Annotated in this window: 17 protein-coding genes and 1 pseudogene; 10 read left to right on the top strand and 8 right to left on the bottom strand. The window is 72.6% G+C overall.

Features of this window, described 5'->3' with window-relative positions; all coding sequences use genetic code 11:
• Positions 1–48 precede the first annotated feature (48 nt).
• Positions 49–1497 (top strand): PLP-dependent aminotransferase family protein, encoded by a 1449-nt coding sequence (locus tag OG799_RS00855; protein WP_406042067.1) that lies wholly within the window; start codon positions 49–51, stop codon positions 1495–1497.
• A 4-nt stretch (positions 1498–1501) separates the two neighbouring features.
• Here OG799_RS00855 and OG799_RS00860 read toward each other — a convergent pair whose 3' ends face one another.
• Positions 1502–1948 (bottom strand): MarR family winged helix-turn-helix transcriptional regulator, encoded by a 447-nt coding sequence (locus tag OG799_RS00860; RefSeq protein WP_406042069.1) that lies wholly within the window; start codon positions 1946–1948, stop codon positions 1502–1504.
• A 73-nt stretch (positions 1949–2021) separates the two neighbouring features.
• On the opposite strand from OG799_RS00860, the gene OG799_RS00865 reads away from it, so the two are divergent.
• On the top strand, positions 2022–2663 hold the full coding sequence (locus OG799_RS00865; RefSeq protein WP_406042071.1) for a maleylpyruvate isomerase family mycothiol-dependent enzyme: 642 nt from the start codon (positions 2022–2024) through the stop codon (positions 2661–2663).
• Here OG799_RS00865 and OG799_RS00870 read toward each other — a convergent pair.
• From OG799_RS00870 to OG799_RS00885, 4 genes are all read right to left on the bottom strand, one after another.
• Entirely contained in the window at positions 2660–3802 is a 1143-nt protein-coding gene (locus tag OG799_RS00870) for a site-2 protease family protein (protein ID WP_406042073.1), read from the bottom strand. The genes OG799_RS00865 and OG799_RS00870 overlap by 4 nt on opposite strands.
• A gap of 47 nt (positions 3803–3849) precedes the next feature.
• On the bottom strand, positions 3850–4128 hold the full coding sequence (locus OG799_RS00875; RefSeq protein WP_406042075.1) for a hypothetical protein: 279 nt from the start codon (positions 4126–4128) through the stop codon (positions 3850–3852).
• A gap of 134 nt (positions 4129–4262) precedes the next feature.
• Positions 4263–5132: a hypothetical protein gene (locus OG799_RS00880; protein WP_406042077.1), complete on the bottom strand. Its 870-nt coding sequence runs from the start codon at positions 5130–5132 to the stop codon at positions 4263–4265.
• On the bottom strand, positions 5129–5404 hold the full coding sequence (locus OG799_RS00885; protein WP_406042079.1) for a hypothetical protein: 276 nt from the start codon (positions 5402–5404) through the stop codon (positions 5129–5131). Before OG799_RS00885 ends, OG799_RS00880 begins: the two co-directional genes overlap by 4 nt.
• A gap of 10 nt (positions 5405–5414) precedes the next feature.
• Here OG799_RS00885 and OG799_RS00890 point away from each other — a divergent pair, with 10 nt between their 5' ends.
• From OG799_RS00890 to OG799_RS00910, 5 genes and pseudogenes are all read left to right on the top strand, one after another.
• Positions 5415–5600, top strand: a complete 186-nt coding sequence (locus OG799_RS00890; protein ID WP_406042081.1) for a hypothetical protein — start codon at positions 5415–5417, stop codon at positions 5598–5600.
• 489 nt (positions 5601–6089) lie between these two features.
• Positions 6090–6428, top strand: a pseudogene (locus OG799_RS00895) (NERD domain-containing protein); the annotation flags it as partial.
• 163 nt (positions 6429–6591) lie between these two features.
• A complete protein-coding gene (locus OG799_RS00900) occupies positions 6592–6996 on the top strand; it encodes a hypothetical protein (RefSeq protein ID WP_406046521.1) in 405 nt (134 codons plus the stop codon).
• A gap of 24 nt (positions 6997–7020) precedes the next feature.
• Positions 7021–9069, top strand: coding sequence for a protein kinase domain-containing protein (locus tag OG799_RS00905; protein ID WP_406042083.1), 2049 nt, complete (start codon positions 7021–7023; stop codon positions 9067–9069).
• A gap of 71 nt (positions 9070–9140) precedes the next feature.
• A complete protein-coding gene (locus tag OG799_RS00910) occupies positions 9141–12416 on the top strand; it encodes a DEAD/DEAH box helicase (RefSeq protein ID WP_406042085.1) in 3276 nt (1091 codons plus the stop codon).
• Between the two features lie 21 nt (positions 12417–12437).
• Here OG799_RS00910 and OG799_RS00915 read toward each other — a convergent pair whose 3' ends face one another.
• A complete protein-coding gene (locus OG799_RS00915; RefSeq protein WP_406042087.1) occupies positions 12438–12857 on the bottom strand; it encodes a PIN domain nuclease in 420 nt (139 codons plus the stop codon).
• Complete coding sequence (locus tag OG799_RS00920) at positions 12854–13063, bottom strand: type II toxin-antitoxin system VapB family antitoxin (protein ID WP_406042089.1); 210 nt, start codon at positions 13061–13063, stop codon at positions 12854–12856. Before OG799_RS00920 ends, OG799_RS00915 begins: the two co-directional genes overlap by 4 nt.
• A 129-nt stretch (positions 13064–13192) precedes the next feature.
• Here OG799_RS00920 and OG799_RS00925 point away from each other — a divergent pair, with 129 nt between their 5' ends.
• Positions 13193–15304: a prolyl oligopeptidase family protein gene (locus OG799_RS00925; RefSeq protein WP_406042091.1), complete on the top strand. Its 2112-nt coding sequence runs from the start codon at positions 13193–13195 to the stop codon at positions 15302–15304.
• Positions 15305–15331: 27 nt separating this feature from the next.
• Here OG799_RS00925 and OG799_RS00930 read toward each other — a convergent pair whose 3' ends face one another.
• The gene (locus tag OG799_RS00930; RefSeq protein WP_406042093.1) at positions 15332–16183 is read right to left on the bottom strand and encodes an alpha/beta hydrolase; all 852 of its coding nucleotides are present in this window, start codon (positions 16181–16183) and stop codon (positions 15332–15334) included.
• 149 nt (positions 16184–16332) lie between these two features.
• On the opposite strand from OG799_RS00930, the gene OG799_RS00935 reads away from it, so the two are divergent.
• Both OG799_RS00935 and OG799_RS00940 read left to right on the top strand, forming a co-directional pair.
• The gene (locus tag OG799_RS00935) at positions 16333–17277 is read left to right on the top strand and encodes an ABC transporter ATP-binding protein (RefSeq protein ID WP_406042095.1); all 945 of its coding nucleotides are present in this window, start codon (positions 16333–16335) and stop codon (positions 17275–17277) included.
• A gap of 1 nt (position 17278) precedes the next feature.
• Positions 17279–18076, top strand: coding sequence for an ABC transporter permease (locus OG799_RS00940; RefSeq protein WP_406042097.1), 798 nt, complete (start codon positions 17279–17281; stop codon positions 18074–18076).
• The last annotated feature ends 4 nt before the right edge of the window (positions 18077–18080 follow it).

Consider the following 18080-nt stretch of genomic DNA (forward strand, 5'->3'; position numbering starts at 1 on the left):
GGGGAATGGCATGGTCGGGGTGCGCGTTCGGCACCGTCGGTGGGCCTGATGAGTCGCACCGACCGGGTCGTGGGGAGCCGGCAACTGGCCGCCCTGCTGCCCGACCTGACGGGGGTGCGGCCCGCCTACCGCCACCTGGCCCAGGCGATGAGCGCACTGATCCTCGACGGGCGGGTCGCGTTGCACGTCAAGCTCCCCGCCGAGCGGGAACTGGCGAGCACCGTCGGCCTCAGCAGGGCCACCGTCACCGCGGGGTACGACCTGCTGCGCGAGAGCGGCTTCGCGCAGAGCCGCCAGGGCTCCGGCACCTGGACGACCCTGCCGGAGGGACGCGCTCCGCGCGGCGTCAGTCGGGTCCTCAGCCCCTCGGAGACCGCCATCGACCTGGCCCGGGCCGCCCCCGGACTGCCGGAGCAGGTGATCGTCGACGCGCTCGCCCGGGTCGCTCCCCGGCTGTCCGCGCACGCACACACGCCCGGCTACCACCCGTACGGCCTGCCCGAGCTGCGCGCCGCCGTCGCCGAGCGGTTCACCGAACGGGGCCTGGCCACCGTGCCCGAGCAGATCCTGGTGACCTCCGGCGCCCAGCACGCCCTCACCCTGGTGCTGGGACTCCTGGGTGGGCCGGGTGACCGGCTGATGGTGGAGAACCCGTCCTACCCGAACGCCCTCGACGCCATGCGGCGCGCCCGACTCCGCACCGTCGCGGTCCCGGTGACGGAGGCCGGCTGGGACGTCGAGATCATCGAGTCGACCCTGCGCCAGGTGGTGCCCGCCCTGGCCTATCTGATCCCCGATTTCCACAACCCGACCGGTTGCCTCATGCCGGACCGGCAGCGCGTCCGCGTCCTGCGGGCCGCCCAACGCTCCGGCACCTGGCTGGTCATCGACGAGACGCTGGCCGACCTCGCCCTCGACGTCCCCGCCCCGCCACCGTTCGCCGCCCTCGCCCCGGCCGGTGGGGCCGGCCAGGTGATCACCATCGGGTCGATGAGCAAGACCCACTGGGGTGGTCTGCGCATCGGCTGGCTGCGCGCGCCCGCCCGGCTGGTGACCGAACTCGCCGGCCAGCGGATCGCCACCGACATGGGCGGCTCGGTCCTGGATCAGCTCCTGGCCCTCGACCTCCTGGATCGGGCGGGGGAGCTGCCAGGCCGCCTGGCGCAGTTGCGCGCGCAGCGCGCCGCGCTCACCGCGGCCCTGACCGAACATCTTCCACAGTGGACGTGGCAGCTGCCACCCGGTGGTCTGTCACTCTGGGTCGACCTGGGCGAGCCGATCGCCGCGCCGCTGGCCGAGCGGGCGCTGGACTACGGGGTGCGGATCGAGGGCGGCGGCTACTTCGCCACCGACCCCGGCCTGTTCGAACAGCGCCTGCGCGTGCCCTACACGACGTCCCCCGACACCCTGCGCGAGGCCGTGCGCCGGCTGGCCGCCGCGCTGGCCGACGGCCGTCCGCTGGCCGCCGCGACGCCGCGACCGCACTGGGTCGCCTGACCGGTCACTGGTACGGGTCGGTGATCACCCGGAGCCGGGTGAGCGCCCGCCGTAGCTGCATCGTGGCCGGCCGGCCCAGGTGCCGCGTCCATTCGGCTTCGACCTCCGCCTCGGCGGCCCTCGCCGCCCGGATCGCGGCGTGGCCGCGCTCGGTGATGGTCACCAGCCGGGCCCGGGCGTCGGACGGGTCGGGCGCCCGGCGGACGTAGCCGGCGCGTTCGAGCTGGTCGACGAGGAAGGCGGCGGTCTGCTTGGTGACCCGGGCCTGCTCGGCGAGCTCGGTGAGCCGGGTGCCGTCCGGGCCGATCCGGGCGAACACCCGGCCCTGCGCCGCGGTGACGTCGTCGAAGCCGGCGGCGGCGACGGCGTCGAGCACCCGGGACTCCATGGCCCGGTACGCGATGAAGCAGAGCAGTCCCAGGTTCGGCTCGTCGGGTGGGCGCTCGCTCATTCGACCCCTTGACTTTGGTCAGACAATCTGACGATTATTGGTCAGAGGATCGTACCAAATCAAGGAGGCGGGGATGCACCGTGACGACGTGTGGCGGGCCATCGACGACGAGCGGTCCAGCCTCGCCGACCTCCTCGACGACCTGTCCGGACCGGAGTGGGAGACGCCGTCCCTCTGCGCCGGCTGGCGGGTCCGCGAGGTCGCCGCGCACCTCACCCTCGCCCACACCGGAGTGGGGTCCGCGGCCGTGGCGATGCTGCGGGCCCGTGGCAGTTTCGACCGCATGGTCCACGACACCGCCGTACGACAGGCCGCGCTGCCCGTCGCCGAGTACGCCGTCCGCCTGCTGGGCATGGTCGGGTCGCGGCGGAAGGCGCCGGGCGTGACGCACCTGGAGCCGCTGCTGGACATCCTCGTGCACGGCCAGGACATCGCCCGGCCCCTGGGCCGGAGCCGCCCGATGCCCACGGACGCCGCGGCGACGGCCGCGACGCGGGCCTGGACCATGGGCTGGCCGTTCCACGCCCGCCGCAAGCTGGACGGTTTCGAGCTCGTCGCCGTCGACCACGCCTGGTCGGTCGGGCAGGGCCCACGGGTCGAGGGGCCGATCGGGGCGATCCTGCTCCTGCTCACCGGCCGCCACGCGGCCCTCGCGGAGCTGTCCGGCCCCGGCGCCGGGGCCCTCACCGCCCGGCTCTCCCCGGCGCAGCGCTAACGCCGCCCGCCGACCATCTGGTCGCGCAGGCTGCTGCGCTGCACCGCCCGGCTGATGTCGCTCGGCGAGACGATGCCCACCAGCCGCTGGTCGGTCACCACCAGCGCCCGGCCGTCGGCGCACTCGCTGAGCCGGGGAAGCAGGTCGTTGAGCGCCTCGTCCGGGCCGGCGAGCACCAGCTCCTCGGCCCGGCAGGACACCTCGGCCAGCGTGGTGGTGGCCCGCCGGTCGGCGGGGATGCCGCGGACCCGGTCCAGGGTGACCAGCCCCACCGGCCGGCCGTCCTCGGTCAGCGGCAGCGCCGAGTGCCGGTACGCGAAGAGGTAGTGGTCCACGAAGTCGGCGACGGTCATGTCCCCGGACGCGGTCTGCGGCTGCGGCGTCATCACGTCGCCGACCCGGACCCCGCGCAGCGCGCTGCCCATCCGGGCCTGCCGCTCCTCCATGCCGGCCGCGCCGATCAGGAACCAGCCGATCAGCGCCAGCCAGAGCCCGCCGATCCCGGCGCCGACCAGGAACCGCCAGAGCCCGAAGGCGATCAGGAGGATGCCGAGGCCCCAGCCCGCCCGGGCGGCCACCACCGAGGCCTTCGTCCGGTCGCCGGTGGCCTTCCACACCGCCGCGCGCAGCAGCCGACCGCCGTCCAGCGGGGCGGCCGGCAGCACGTTGAAGATGGCCAGCAGCACGTTGATGCCGGCCAGCCAGGACAACGCGCCGAGCAGCAGCCCGTGCGCACCGGCGAGGGCGAGCACGATGGCGATGCCGCCGAAGAAGAGGCCGATGAGCAGGCTCACCAGCGGTCCGATCCCGGCGATGCGCAGCTCCGCACCCGGGTCGCGGGCCTCCCCCTTCAGCTCGGAGACCCCGCCGAAGAGCCAGAGCGTGATCCCCTCGACGGCGATCCCGTTGCGCTTGGCGATCACCGCGTGGGCCACCTCGTGGGCGAGCAGGCCGCCGAAGAACACCACCGCGGCGCTCAACCCCGCCAGCCCGTACGCCCAGGCCGAGTGGCCGGGGTACGAGCGTGGGAAGAGGCTGGCCGACAGCGCCCACGCGATCAGCAGGAAGATGACCAGGACGCTCCAGTTGACCCCGACGGGTACCCCCGCGATCCGGCCAAGCCGGAAGCTCGCCCTCATACGTCCGTCATACCCCTGGAAAGTGGTCCCATGCCAGGGGCGGAAGGTCACCGTTGAAGTTGTCTGACCGCTTCGCCATGCCGGGCGAACATGCTCGTCAGCTCCACCCGCCCTCGCTGGACCACCTCCACGAGCGGGGCCAGGTCGAGACCGTCCGGCAGCGGCATGTCGGTGACCAGGTCTCGAACGCCGAACCGACAGTTCAACCAGCGGTGCAGCGCCCGCCGGTCCACGGCGGCGTCCAGGTCGTCCGGGACGGTCCAGACATCCTTCGCGTACGGCGTGTCGTCGGCGCTCAGTGCCGTGAGCAGACCGGATCGGCGCACCAGGCACGGGTAGCAGCACCCGCAGTGCAGTTCAGGGCGATCCCGCGGCGGGCGACCGCAACTCAGGGTGGTCCCGGTCAGTGTCGTCGGTGGCAGCCCGGCACTCACCGCGCGCTGGCAGACCTCGCCCTTGGTCAGCTGCAGGTACGGTTGACGACGGCGACGGTTCCACCCAGTGCGCAGATCAACTCGTTGAGCAGGCTCAGCGTGTACGGGTGCACGGATCGGGTGGAGCAGGCGGCCACCCGGGCGGCCGTCAGTGCCGGGTTGAGCCCCAGTTGACCGTTTTTCGGGACGGCGACCCGCGGCACTTCGTGGGCGGCGGCGAGATACACGGCGGTCGCCGCGTAGAGCAGCCCGCGGGTACGCGCCGACGGTTCGAGCTCCCTGTGCTGGGCTCGGACCTGCTGTGACGCCTTGAACTGCCAGATGTCCCTCGGTGACGAGCGACGGATCGCGGTGAGGACCCGGTCCTGTTGCGTCCCCCACTGTGGTTCGTAGTAGGAAACGAGCAGGAGGTCGCCGGCCGACGCCCGGGACCGCTCGGCCGCGTATGCGGAGGAATCCAGGCCACCGGAGAAGAGGGCCGCCTCCTCGACCCTCGAGGTGGCGAGCAGGGTGTCCTGCTGCGGCCAGACAGCCGCGCCCGGATGCACACGGATGGTCCAGCGGTCCGCGGTCAGCGTCTCCGTCAGCCGGTTCAACAGCGTCAGCGCCACCTCCGTCCACACATCGGCATGCGCCACCTGGACGGAAAGATCGATGCGCCTGGTCCACCGGTCGTCGGTCTCGGCCCGCAGAGACAGCTTGTCGGCCAGAAAGACGGCCCGAGCGACCTGTAACAGGTCCTGCGCCCAGACCGGTCGGTCGCGGGTCACCTCAGCATGCCTTTGCAGTTGGCCATCTGCCGGCGCGAGCAGGGTCGGGTCGATCGGCTCCCGGCCGCGCTCGACGCCCGAGCGGCCGTTGGTCGCGTATTGATAGGCGTGGCGGGCGGGGCTCATGCCACCAACTCAAGACCGGTGTCCCCGAGGCCCAGGGCTTCGGTGACGGTGTCGACAAGCAGCTCCCGGGCGACGTCGGCGAGGCGTGGTCGTTCGGGTTCACGTGCCGTCGCTTCCGCGCAGAGGTCGGGCAGCACTTTGACGATCTGGTCGGCGGCGAAGCCGGCGACCGTGTCGGTGGGGTCGAGCACCATCAGCGCCGGCATGGCGAGCTTGATGTTCTCCGCGATCAGGATGTGCACGAATTCGCCGACCAGCTCGCCGAAGAACAACCGGTAGAGGGTGCAGAACAGCTCGCCGGTGACCCGCTCCGGGGCGAGCTGGGTCGGCGAGCGGGCCGTCTGGTGCGGTCAGGCGTTCGGCGGGGCGGCGCGCGGCACGCCGGACGGCGGCGTCCACGATGAGTCGGCCGTCTCCGCCGACCTCGTTGACGAAACGGCGCACGAATTCGTCCGCCGAAGTGGTTGAGGTCAGATCCTGAAGGTGTTGGAGCATCGGGGGATCGGGCCGGCGCAGCTCGTCGAGGGCGGTGATGAGCCGCTTTCCAGCGTCCTGGGTGGCGTTGCGTAGGCCGAACCGGTCCGGGTCTTCGAGGAGCGCCTCGCGGAGAGCGCGTCGGAACTGCACCGCCACCTCCTCGGCGGCACGCCGGCCGTCCTCGGTGAGTGAGTTCGGCCGACTGTCTTCATCGGGCGTCCACTTGGTCAACCGGCCCTTCGCGCCGGTCCATCCGCCGTTCTTCGGGCCGAGCAGACGGGTCGATGTGCCCAAGGCGACCTCCCGGAGGGGACGGGAAAGTGCGTCGACGGAAGTCTATTGATGCGGAACGTGTTCGAACAAGTGCGGAAAGTGCTGGGCGGTCGTGCTGGCTGACGGCGTTCCACTGACCAGGCACGCGACCGGTAAGGTGCGAAAGCTGAGCCGGAACACCGACGGCCAGGGTGGAGGGGGCGGCGCATGCGTGAGAATTCGCCGCGCTGGGAGCAGATCAACGCCAGCTCCTACACCTGGGAACAGGACGGGCTACGCGAGCTGGCCAGCTACCTGCCTGACGCCGACCCGTTCCGCGTCTGGGCCAACGTCGAGTTCGTCGGCGCCGACGGCTCGATCAACGAGGTCGACGCGCTGGTGCTCACCCCCAGCGGGCTCTACGTGCTGGAGCTGAAGCACTGGCAGGGGGAGATCCGCGGCGACGGCACCCAGTGGGTGCGCCGGGCACCGAACTCCCGGCTGATTCCCGAGGACAACCCGTACATCCTGGCCAACCGCAAGGCGAAGCGGCTGGCCAGCCTGATCCGCTACTACGCCCGGCAGCACGGCCGGGAGGGCCAGTCGCCCTACGTCGGCGCGGCGGTGTTCCTGCACGCCAGGGGAATGCGGGCGAGCCTGGACGCGATCGGCGGCCAGCACGTCTACGGCCTGGAGGGGCACGACTCCGGGCTGCCCGGCCTCAAGGATTTTGCTGATCACGCCGCCCCGCAACCCGGCGCACCGGGTGGACGAGGCGCGCGGGCGGCAGATCGTCGAGCTGGTCCGCGGCGCCAAAATCCGGCCGTCGGTGGCGGGCCGGAAAATCGGCCAACTGCTGCTGCACCCCAAGCCGTTCGCGGAGGGGCTCGGCTGGCAGGACTTCCTCGCCGGGCACGCCCTGGACACCTCGCTGGTGCGCCGGGTGCGGTTCTACCTGACCAGCCGGGCCGCGGAGCACGAGGTGCCGGCCATCCGCAGGGCGGCGGAGCGGGAGTTCCGACTGTTGCAGGGCATCCACCACCCTGGGGTGGCCCGGGCGCACGACCTGGTCGAGCACGCCTGGGGCCCCGCGGTCGTCTTCGACCACCAGCAGGAGTGGGTACGCCTCGACTAGTGGCTGCTGCGCCGCGGTGACTCGTTGACCCTGGCCCAGCGGCTGCAACTGGTGCAGGATCTGGCCGAGATCATCGACTATGCGCACTCCCGCCGGCTGGCCCACCGGGCGCTCTCGCCCCGGGCGGTCTATGTCGGCGACCCGGAAGGGTCGCGCCCGACGCTGGTGGTGACGGACTGGCAGACCGGTGGGCGGTTGAGCGGCAGCACCCAGCTCACCCGACTGGGTCCGTCGAGCGATCCGGCCAGCCTGGAGCTGTTCTTCGACGACGAGGTCCGCCGCTACCAGGCGCCGGAGGCCGAGAACGCCGCCCGCCTGCCCGGTCACCAGCTCGACGTGTTCTCGCTCGGCGCGCTGGCGTACCGGATCTTCGCCGGGGCGGCCCCGGCCGCCACGCCGGAAGAGCTGGTCGCCGCGGTCCGCGACGGCGGCCTGCACCTGGACGCCGCCGTCGACGGCATGCAACTTGAGCTGGTCAAGCTGGTCTACGACGCGACCCGGGGCGATCCCGGGCAGCGGCTGGCCGGAGTGTCGGCGATCCGCGCCGGCCTGGAGAAGGTCTGGGAGGAGCTGACCGCACCGGAGCCGGAGCCGGTGGCCGATCCGCTCTCCGCGCACCGGGGCGACCTGCTCGACGGCGGCCTGGAGGTGAAGGACCGGCTCGGTTCCGGGGCCACCGCCGTCGCCCTGCTGGTCACCCGGGCCGGCGGGGCCTCCCGCGAGCTGGTGTTGAAGGTGGCCCGCGACGAGCAGCACGAGGAACGGCTGACGGCGGAGGCGCGTACCCTCGCGAGGTTGAAGCACCCCCAGGTGGCCGCGCTGGTCGACGGCCCGGTGCGGGTCGGCGGCCGGACCGCCCTGCTGATGGAGAGCGCCGGGCCGCGGACCCTCGCCGAGGAGCTGCGCGGCGGCCGGCTCGCGCTGGACCTGTTGGAGCGGTACGGGCGGGACCTGCTCGACATCGTCAACTACCTGGACAGCCAGGGTGTCTGGCACCGTGACCTGAAGCCGGCCAACCTGGCGGCCCGGCCCCGGCCGAAGGACAAGCAGCCGCACCTGTGCGTCTTCGACTTCTCGCTGTCGTCGGCCCCCGCCGACCAGCTGGGCGCGGGCACGGTCGGCTACCTCGATCCGTTCCTCGGCCCCCCGCGCCGGCTGCGCTTCGACGCGGCGGCCGAGCGGTTCGCGGCGGCCGTCGTCCTCTACGAGATGGCGACGGGCGTGCTGCCCCAGTGGGGCGACAACGCCAACCCGGCCGTGATCAGCGACGAGGTGACCCTCGACCCGGCGGCGTTCGACCCGGCGGTCGCCGACCGGCTGGTGGAGTTCTTCGGCCGGGCGCTGGCCCGCGACGCGGCGGCCCGGTTCGACACGGTCGACGAGATGACCGACGCCTGGCGGGCCATCTTCCAGCAGGTCCCGCAGCCGGCCGTGACCCCGGTCGGCCCGGTCCCGGCGGTGGTGGGGCTGACCCGCGAGTCGCCGCTGGAGGTCACCGAGCTGACCGCCCGGGCCCGCTCGGCGCTGGAACGGCTCGGCCTGCACACCGTCGGCGAGCTGCTGGACGCGGAGCCGTCGGCGCTGACCCGGGCCAAGGGGATGCTGGACGCCACCCGCAAGGAGATCCTCGCCCAGGCGCGGGCGCTGCGCGCCGTGCTGCCCGCCGGCAGCGAGTTGACGGTCGCCGGAGGCGATCGTGGCGGCAGACAACGGCTCGCCGCTGGACGCGGACTTCCGCAGCCTGGTGGACCTGGTCCGGCATTAGGTCGTGCCGGCGCTCAGCGAGGCGATCGCCGCCGCCGACGGAGCGGTGCTGATCACCGAGGCGGCGCCGCTGGCCCGGTACGGGCAGGTCGGGCTGCTCCAGGAGTTGGCCGACCCGACCCGGCCCCGGCCGGTGGCCCGGCTGCTGCTGGTGCCGGCGCTTCGCCCCGACCCGGCGGTGCTGGACGGGGTGCAGTTGCCGCTGACCTCACCAGGGAGCCAGTCGCTGTGGCTCGCCGACGACTGGATCGAGTCGTCGGGCCGGGCGTCATCGCCGACGGGTTGAAAGGTAGGCGCACGGCGCGGTGACGCTCGCCTGTCGAATGGCGGCTACCGTTGCTGGGCGCCCGGAAACGGTGATCCAGCGAAGGGATTGAATCATGGCAAAGCTCGCGTTGAGTCCGGCCGAGGCCGTGCTCTATGAGCTTGTCGGCTCCCGGACCTTCGTGCGGGCGCGGCAGCTGCTCGAGCGCGGGGAGCTGGTCGACGTGCAGTGGGATCCGGAAACCGGCCAGGGGAACGGGCGGCTCGACCGCAGCGGAGCCGGACGGGTGGCGGCGACGGTGCGGCTGGGCGCCGACGGCATGGTCGAGGCGATGGATGGTTCGTGCACCTGCGGGGAGGCCGGCTGTGCCCACCCCGCCGCACTGGTGCTCGCGACGCTCACCGAGGCCGCGCCCCGCAGAAGCCGCCGGGCGCGGCCGGCGGCGAGCTGGGAGCGGGCGGTCTCGGCGCTGGTCCGGGACGTAGCCCCGCCGCCTGCTGTGGTGCAGTCGGAGCAGCCGGGCCTCGGCCTGCAGTTCGACGTCGTCTCGCAGGGCGCGGACGACGCGGCGGGCTTCCACGTCGAGCTGCGGCCGGTGGTGCCGGGCCGCACCGGCTGGGTGCGGTCCGGGATCAGCTGGTCGACGTTGAGCTACGCCCATCTCGGCCGGTCGACGCTGGTCGAGCGGCACCGGCGACTGCTCGTCGAGATCGCTCGACTGGCGACCATGGACATCGACGTCTATGACCACTACTACGGCGGCCAACGGCCGGCGGTCGCGCTGCACGACTTCGCCAGCCGCCGGATCTGGGACCTGCTGGCTGAGGCGGACGAGGCCGGGCTGCCGCTGGTGCAGGCCGGCAAGCGCGCCGGGCCGGTCGTGCTGGGCCGTCCGGCCCGCCTCTCGGTGCAGGTCGGCCGGGCCGACGGGGAGCTGCTGCTGGCGCCGACCCTGTCGGCCGGCGGCGCGCCGATCCCCGTGTCGCGCGTGCTCCTCGTCGGCGAACCGGCACACGGCCTCGCCGGGTGGGAGGAGCCAGGTGGGGCCGACGCCCGCCCCGGCGTACCGGCACTCTGGCTGGTGCCGCTGGCCAGGGCGATACCGCCGGAGACGGTGCGGGCGCTCGCCGGGCCGGCGATCCGGATCCCGGCCGCCGAGGAGCAGCGGTTCTTCGACCGCTTCTACCCCGAGCTGCTCCGCCAGGTGGAGGTGCTCGCCGCCGATCCGGCCATCGAGCTTCCGGCGGCCGGGCCGGTCACCCTGATCGCCACGGTGAGCCCCGAGCCCGATCACCGTCTCCGCGTGGACTGGGAGTGGCACCGGGAGGTCGGTGGCCGGCGCCATCCCGAGCCGCTGCGCGACGGGGTGACCGCCGTCGCGGATGAGCGCCGTGAGGAGCTGCTGCGGCGGGTCGTCGAGCTGATCGCCAAGCCGGTGCCCGAGCTCCTGGAGCCGTCGCCGACCGGGCTCCGGCTGGCCGCCTCGGTGAGCCTCGCCGGTGACGCCCTGATCCGGTTCGTCGCCGACGTCACGCCGCGACTGGCCGAGCTCGACGGCGTCGAGCTGGTCGTGCCGCCCGACGGGGCGCTCCCCGACTACCAGGAGACGCTCGCCGCGCCGACCATCACCTTCGCGGACGGCGGCGGGCCCGGCGAGCACGACTGGTTCGACCTGTCGGTGCGGGTCAGCATCGGTGGGGAGGAGGTCGACTTCGTCGAGCTCTTCGCGGCGCTGGCCCAGGAACAGCAGTTCCTGATCCTGCCCAGCGGCAGCTACTTCACCCTCGAACGACCGGAGTTCCAGCAGCTGCGGGACCTGATCGCCGAGTCGCGGGCGCTCGCGGACGCCCCGCCCGGGGTGCTGCGGGTCGGCCGGTTCCAGGCCGGGTTCTGGGACGAGCTGGCCGAGCTGGGCGAGGTCACCGGCCAGGCCGCGGCCTGGCAGCGGTCGGTACGCGCGCTCAGCGAGGCGGAACCCGCCGCCGAGCAGCAGGTCCCGTCCGGGGTACGCGCGCAGCTGCGCCCGTATCAGCGCGACGGGTTCCGCTGGCTCGCCACCCTGCACGATCACGGCCTCGGCGGTGTCCTCGCCGACGACATGGGGCTCGGCAAGACCCTGCAGACGCTGGCGCTGATCTGCCACGCGCGCGCCGAGTCGCCGTTCCTGGTGGTCGCCCCGGCCAGCGTCGTCGCCAACTGGGCGAGCGAGGCGGCCCGCTTCACGCCGGAGCTGGACGTCCGGGCGGTCACCCAGACCGCGGCGCGGCGTGGCGCCCCCCTGGCCGAGGCGGTGGCCGGTGCGGACATCGTGGTCACCTCGTACACGCTGTTCCGGCTGGAGTACGACGACTACCGCGCCCTCGACTGGGCCGGGCTGATCCTCGACGAGGCACAGTTCGTCAAGAATTCGCAGTCCCAGGCGCACCGGTGCGCGAAGCTGCTGCCGGCCCCGTTCAAGCTGGCGATCACCGGCACGCCGATGGAGAACCACCTCGGCGAGCTCTGGGCGCTCTGCTCGATCACCGCACCGGGGCTGCTGCCCCGCGCCGACCGGTTCACCGAGTACTACCGCAACCCGATCGAGAAGGAGCGGGACGCGGAGCGGCTCGCCCAGCTGCGCCGCCGGATCCGGCCGCTGATGCTGCGCCGCCGCAAGGCGGACGTGGCCACGGACCTGCCGGCCAAGCAGGAGCAGGTCATCGAGGTGGAGCTGGATCGCCGGCACCGCCGGGTGTATCAGGCGTACCTGCAGCGGGAGCGGCAGAAGGTCCTCGGTCTCCTGGGCGACCTGGAGAAGAACCGGTTCGAGATCTTCCGGTCGTTGACCCTGCTGCGGCAGGCGAGCCTCGACGTGGCGCTGGTCGACCCAACGCAGCAGAACGTGCCGGCGACCAAGCTGGACGTGCTCACCGATCGGATCTCCAGCCTGGTCGCCGAGGGGCACCGCAGCCTGGTGTTCAGCCAGTTCACCCGCTTCCTCGACGCGGCCCGGCAGCGGCTGGAGGCGGCCGGGATCGGGTGCAGCTATCTGGATGGGAGCACTCGTGACCGGGCCGCGGTGATCGATGAGTTCAAGAACGGCGGCAACCCGGTCTTCCTGATCAGCCTCAAGGCCGGCGGTTTCGGCCTCAACCTCACCGAGGCCGACTACTGCCTGCTGCTCGATCCGTGGTGGAACCCGGCCGCCGAGAATCAGGCGGTCGACCGGACGCACCGCATCGGCCAGACCCGCAACGTCATGGTCTACCGGCTGGTCGCCAAGGACACCATCGAGGAGAAGGTGATGGCGTTGCAGGCCCGTAAGGCGGAGCTCTTCAGCAGCGTCCTGGACGGCGGCGAGTTCGCCTCCGCGCAGCTCACCGTGGGCGACATCAGGAGCCTGCTGGAGTGAGCTGCGCCGCGCACGGTGTGCTCAGTCGGCGGTGCCGGCGGGGGCCACCCAGGTGGTGGGTTGGCCGGTGATCGCAGTGATCAGGTCGAAGTCGCCGTCGTAGTGCAGGACGGTGACTCCGTGTCGCTCGGCGGTGGCGGCGATCAGCAGATCCGCCATGGACAGGGCCCGGTGGTTGCCCTTGTGCAACGCCTGCACCTGGATGTCGATCGCTCGATCCCAGACTTCGTCGGGCATGGCCAGCCACCGGAAGCCGCTCAGCAACCACCGGGCGCGCTGTGCGTCCTTGGCGGTGCGGGCGCTGTGGATGACCTCGATCTCGACCGCCCCGCACACCGCGAGCAGCCCGCGGTCGGAGAGTTCGCCGAGCACCGGAGCCACGCGTGGCTTGGGCCAGCGGGCGAGGGCTGACTTGTCCAGCAGGTAGTGCTCGTGATTCACGCTGCGTCCGGCTTGGCCGCCTCGACGGGACCCGTCAGATCGGGCAGCCCTCCGCTCTTGAGCCAGTCGGCGAACTGCCGCCGCTTCTCGCGGTCGACGACAGCCTTGAGGGCGGCGTTGACGGTGGACTTCTTCGTCGTGGTGCCAAGGATCTTGCCGGCCTCGGCGAGTAGCTCGTCATCGACATCTAGGATCGTCCGGCTCACGGGTGCCTCCTCTGGTCGGCGATACTCGCCGATGATATCAATCTGTGCCGTTTTGGATATCAGACCCCGCTGAGTCGCCATGCTGACATCCGACACGGATGCGGGTCGCCGGTCGGGATAGTTGCGAAGGTGGCGAGGCTGACCGACGAGGGCGATGACCCGTACCTCTGGCTGGAAGATCTTGATGGCGCGGACGCCGCCGGGTGGGTGCGGGACCGCAACGCGGAGACCGTCGCCGCATTGACCGCAGGCGAGGCATTCGCCGGCTTGCGGACCGAACTCCGGCAGGTGCTCGACGCCGAGGACCGCATCCCCTGGCCGGGGTGGCGCGGGGATCGCCTCCACTACAACTTCTGGAGGGACGCGACGCACCCGCGGGGGGTCTGGCGGCGGACGACGCTCGACCAGTACCGCCGGCCTGAGCCCGAGTGGGACGTGTTGCTCGACGTCGACGCGCTGGCGGCCGAGGAGGGCGAGAACTGGGTCTGGAGCGGGGTGACCGTGCTGCGCACCGGTTACGAGCGCTGCCTGATCAGCCTGTCCCGGGGCGGTGCCGACGCGGTCGTGGTGCGCGAGTTCGACCTGGGACGCCGCGCCTTCGTCGAGGACGGCTTCACGCTTCCCGAGGCAAAGAGCGTGGTCTGCTGGATCGACGCCGACCACATCTTCGTCGGCACGGACTTCGGGCCCGGATCGCTCACCTCGTCCGGGTACCCACGCATCGCCAAGCGGTGGCGGCGAGGCATGCCGCTGGCCGCGGCCGACGTCGTTTACGAGGGGCGCGCGGACGATGTCGGCGTCTACGCCTCGCACGATTCGACGCCCGGCTTCGAGCGCGACTTCGTGGGCCGCGGCCTGGACTTCTACCGCAGCGAGAACCACCTGCTGACCGGGACCGGCGAGCTGACCCGGCTTGAGGTGCCGGAGGACGCCCACTGGGACGTGCACCGGGAATGGTTGGTGATCCGGCCGCGCTCGCCGTGGACGGTTGGCGGGGTGACGCATCCGCCGGGGGCGCTGCTGGCGACCCGGTTCGACGAGTTCCTCGCCGGCGGGCGGGAGCTGACGGTGCTGTTCTGGCCCGACGACCGCACCGCGCTGAGCCATTACTTTTGGACCCGGAACCACCTGATCCTGGCCACCCTCGCCGACGTGCAGAGCCGGCTGGAGGTACTGACGCCCGGCGAGACGGGGTGGCGGCGGGAGCCGCTCGCCGGGGTGCCGGAGCTCGAGCACAGCGGGATCGTGGTCACCGACCCGCACCGCAGCGACGCCTACCTGCTCGCTTCGGAAGGGTTCCTGCAACCGGCGACGCTGCGGCTCGGACAGGTCGGTGGCGCGGTCGAGACGCTCAAGCGGGAGCCGGCGTTCTTCGACACGGACGGCCTGGCGGTCCGCCAGTTCTTCGCCTCCTCCGTCGACGGCACGCGGGTGCCGTACTTCGTGGTGGGGGATCCGGACGCGCCGGCCGGGCCGACGCTGCTCACCGGGTACGGCGGGTACGAGATCTCCCTGACCCCGCACTACAGCGGGGTCATCGGCCGGGGCTGGCTGGCCCGGGGCGGCACGTACGTGGTGGCGAACATCCGCGGCGGCGGGGAGTACGGCCCGGAGTGGCACCGCGCCGCGATGCGGGAGAACCGGCCCCGGGCGTACGAGGACTTCGCGGCGGTGGCGGCCGACCTGGTGACGCGCGGGATCACCACGCCGGCGCGGCTCGGCATCGAGGGGGGCAGCAACGGCGGGCTGTTGATGGGGGTGATGCTGACCCGCTACCCGGCGCTGTTCGGCGCGGTCGTCGCGCACGTGCCGGTGCTGGACATGCGGCGGTACCACCGGCTGCTGGCCGGCGCATCGTGGATGGCCGAGTACGGCGACCCGGACCGGGCGGCCGACTGGGCCCACCTGCGGCAGTACTCGCCGTACCACCACGTCCGCGGTGACCGGTCGTACCCGCCGGTCCTGTTCGTCACCTCGACCCGCGACGACCGGGTGCATCCCGGGCACGCCCGGAAGATGGCGGCCCGGCTGCGCGAGCACGGCCACGAGGTGGCCTACTACGAGAACGTCGAGGGCGGGCACGGCGCGGCGGCGAACAGCGAGCAACGCGCCTTCGTCTGGGCGCTGACGCTGGAGTTCCTGTGGCGAAAGCTGGGCCGACAGGCACATCACCGCCCGGCACGCCAGGTCTCGCCGGCTGACCGGGGGACGAGAGAGCTGGCCACGGATTCCGGTGCCTGAGCTGAGGGCGCTGGGTAACTCGGCGGCTCACCGGCGGGGCGCCTCGCCGACCACGGTCGGCGAGACGGTGTTGGCCGCCTCCACCGCCCAGTCCAGCGCGTAGTCGGCCTCCACCTCCCAGCCCGGCTCGCCGCCCACGAAGTGCGACCGCCCCGGGAACTCGTGGTACGCGGTCACCGCCCGGGAGGGCCGGTAGAGCTGGGCGGCGGACCGGGCCAGCGACGGCGGCACCACGTGGTCCTCGCTCCCGGTCGTCAGCAGCAGCGGAGCCCGGTCGTCCCGGTGCGTGTCGGCCGTCGTGGCCGAGTTCGGGTCCAGGTTGGCGAAGGCGTCCTCGAAGAAGACGTGCCCGGCAGCGGGGACGGCGTACCGCTCCCAGGCCGCGTCGGAGTCCTCGCGGCTCATCGTGTTGCCGAAGGCGTACGCGAAGTCGTCGGCGGTGAACGGCACCGCGCGGTGCCGGTTGGCCGGGCTGCGCAGGATGGAGAACCCGGAGCGCAGCGTGCTGAGCGGCAGCTTCAGCACCCCCTTGACCGGTGCCGGGTGGATTGCGACCCCGGCGGCGCCGAGCCCGCGGGAGACCACCAGTTGGGTGACCAGGCCGCCGAACGAGTGGCCCATGATGATCGGGGGGCGGGGCTGCTCCCGGATGATCGCGGCGTAATGGTCGACGATGTCGGCGAGCCGCTGCCCGGCGATCGGTGTCGGGTCCGCCCGTAGCGCCTCCACGTCGCCCTCCATGCCCGGCCACGCCGGGGCGAGCACCCGGAAGCCCCGGGCCGTGTACCGGTCGACCCAGTGTTCCCAGCTGCGGGATGTCATCCAGAGGCCGTGGATGAGCACGATCGTGTCGACCCGTACCGTCGGCGCGCTGGCCATGGCGTTCCTCCCCTATGTTCCGCGCGGTGGACCGCAGGCGCTTACCCGGTGCGGCCGGCCCCGCACCTGTGACGCCCTGACAAATGTCACGGTCCGAAGGTGACGCCCGCTCCGGGAACGGACCAACCGCTCGCCGGAACATCGTTGTCATGACCGACACCGCACCGGCCGTCGAACTGGCCGGACTCACCAAGACCTTCGGCCCGGTGACCGCCGTCGACGGGCTCAGCCTCCGGATCGAGCCCGGTGAGGTGGTGGCCTTCCTCGGCCCCAACGGCGCCGGCAAGACCACCACCGTGGACATGCTGCTCGGGCTGGCCCGCCCGGACGCCGGCCGGGTCCGGCTGTTCGGCGGCACCCCCGCCGACGCGGTCCGGCTCGGCCGGGTCGCCGCCGTGATGCAGACCGGCGGGCTGCTCAAGGACCTCACCGTCGGCGAGACGGTCCGGATGACCGCGTGCTTCTACGGCCGGACCCGTCCGGTGGCCGAGGTGCTGGACCGGGCCGGTATCGCGTCGATCGCCGACCGCCCGGTCGGCAAGTGCTCCGGCGGCCAGCAGCAGCGGCTGCGTTTCGCCCTGGCGCTGCTCCCGGACCCCGACCTGATGGTGCTCGACGAGCCGACCACCGGCATGGACGTCGAGGGGCGGCGGGACTTCTGGCAGGCCATCCGGGCCGACGCCCGGGCCGGCCGGACCATCCTCTTCGCCACCCACTACCTGGACGAGGCCGACGCGTACGCGGACCGGATCGTGCTGGTGCGGCAGGGCCGGGTGGTCGCGGACGGCACCACCGCCGAGATCAAGAACCTGGCCGCCGGCCGGGTCGTCCGGGCCACCCTCCCCGGCGCCGACCAGGCCGTGCTCGCCGCCCTGCCCGGCGTCCGGGCGGTCGAGGTACGCGGCGACGCGGTGCTGGTCCGCACCGACGACTCGGACGAGGTCGCCCGGCACCTGCTCACTCGTACCGCCGCCCGGGACGTGGAGATCACCTCCCGCAACCTGGAGGACGCGTTCCTGGCCCTCACCACCGACAGCCTCACCACGGACCGCCCGACCGCCGCCCGTCCGACCGCCCAGCCCATCGGAGCCTGAGATGACCGTCGCCGCCCCCGCCCCGTCCGCCGCCCGCGCCGACCGGCGGCCGCCCGCCCTGGGCGGGTTCTCCACCGCCGTGCTGGCCATCGAGATCCGCCGGGTGTTGCGCAACCGCCGGACGCTGATCTTCATCCTCGTCATGCCGGCGGTCTTCTTCCTCCTCTTCGGACTCCCGCAACGGGGACAGGAGCTGCCCAACGGCCGCCCGGTCACCGGCTGGATCATGATCAGCCTCGCCGTGTACGGCGCCATGGTGGCCACCACCAGTGCCGGCGCGGCGGTGGCCACCGAGCGGGCGCTGGGCTGGAGCCGACAGCTCCGGCTCACCCCGCTGCGCCCCGCCGCGTACGTGGCGACGAAGGTGGCCACCGCCATGGTGCTCGGGCTGATCGCGGTGCTCGTGGAGTTCGCCGTCGGCGCGGCCGCCGGGGTCCGGCTGCCCGTCGAGGTCTGGCTGGTGAGCGGGCTCACCGCCTGGCTCGGCTCGCTGGTCTTCGCCGCCTTCGGGCTCTTCGTCGGCTATCTCGCCCCGGCCGAGAACGTCATGCAGTTCATGGGCCCGATCCTGGCGATCCTGGCCATGCTCGGCGGCCTCTTCGTCCCGCTGGACGTGCTGCCGCACGCGCTCCAGCAGATCGCCAAGTTCACCCCGGTCTACGGCGTCGGCCAGCTCTCCCGGGCCCCGCTGACCGGGACCGGGCTGGACTGGGTGGCGCTGGGCAACGTGGCCGCCTGGACCGTACTCTTCGGCCTTGGCGCGGCCCGGCTCTTCCGCCGGGACACCACTCGCGTCTGACCGT

Origin of the sequence: Micromonospora sp. NBC_00898, assembly GCF_045207895.1 — a bacterium.
GTDB lineage: Bacteria > Actinomycetota > Actinomycetes > Mycobacteriales > Micromonosporaceae > Micromonospora.

Excerpts from the sequence above, each read along its gene's own strand:
- OG799_RS00855 (WP_406042067.1), top strand. The coding sequence starts at position 49 with ATGAGTCGCACCGACCGGGTCGTGGGGAGCCGGCAACTGGCCGCCCTG.
- OG799_RS00860 (WP_406042069.1), bottom strand. The coding sequence starts at position 1,948 with ATGAGCGAGCGCCCACCCGACGAGCCGAACCTGGGACTGCTCTGCTTC.
- OG799_RS00865 (WP_406042071.1), top strand. The coding sequence starts at position 2,022 with ATGCACCGTGACGACGTGTGGCGGGCCATCGACGACGAGCGGTCCAGC.
- OG799_RS00870 (WP_406042073.1), bottom strand. The coding sequence starts at position 3,802 with ATGAGGGCGAGCTTCCGGCTTGGCCGGATCGCGGGGGTACCCGTCGGG.
- OG799_RS00880 (WP_406042077.1), bottom strand. The coding sequence starts at position 5,132 with ATGAGCCCCGCCCGCCACGCCTATCAATACGCGACCAACGGCCGCTCG.
- OG799_RS00910 (WP_406042085.1), top strand. The coding sequence starts at position 9,141 with ATGGCAAAGCTCGCGTTGAGTCCGGCCGAGGCCGTGCTCTATGAGCTT.
- OG799_RS00930 (WP_406042093.1), bottom strand. The coding sequence starts at position 16,183 with ATGGCCAGCGCGCCGACGGTACGGGTCGACACGATCGTGCTCATCCAC.
- OG799_RS00935 (WP_406042095.1), top strand. The coding sequence starts at position 16,333 with ATGACCGACACCGCACCGGCCGTCGAACTGGCCGGACTCACCAAGACC.
- OG799_RS00940 (WP_406042097.1), top strand. The coding sequence starts at position 17,279 with ATGACCGTCGCCGCCCCCGCCCCGTCCGCCGCCCGCGCCGACCGGCGG.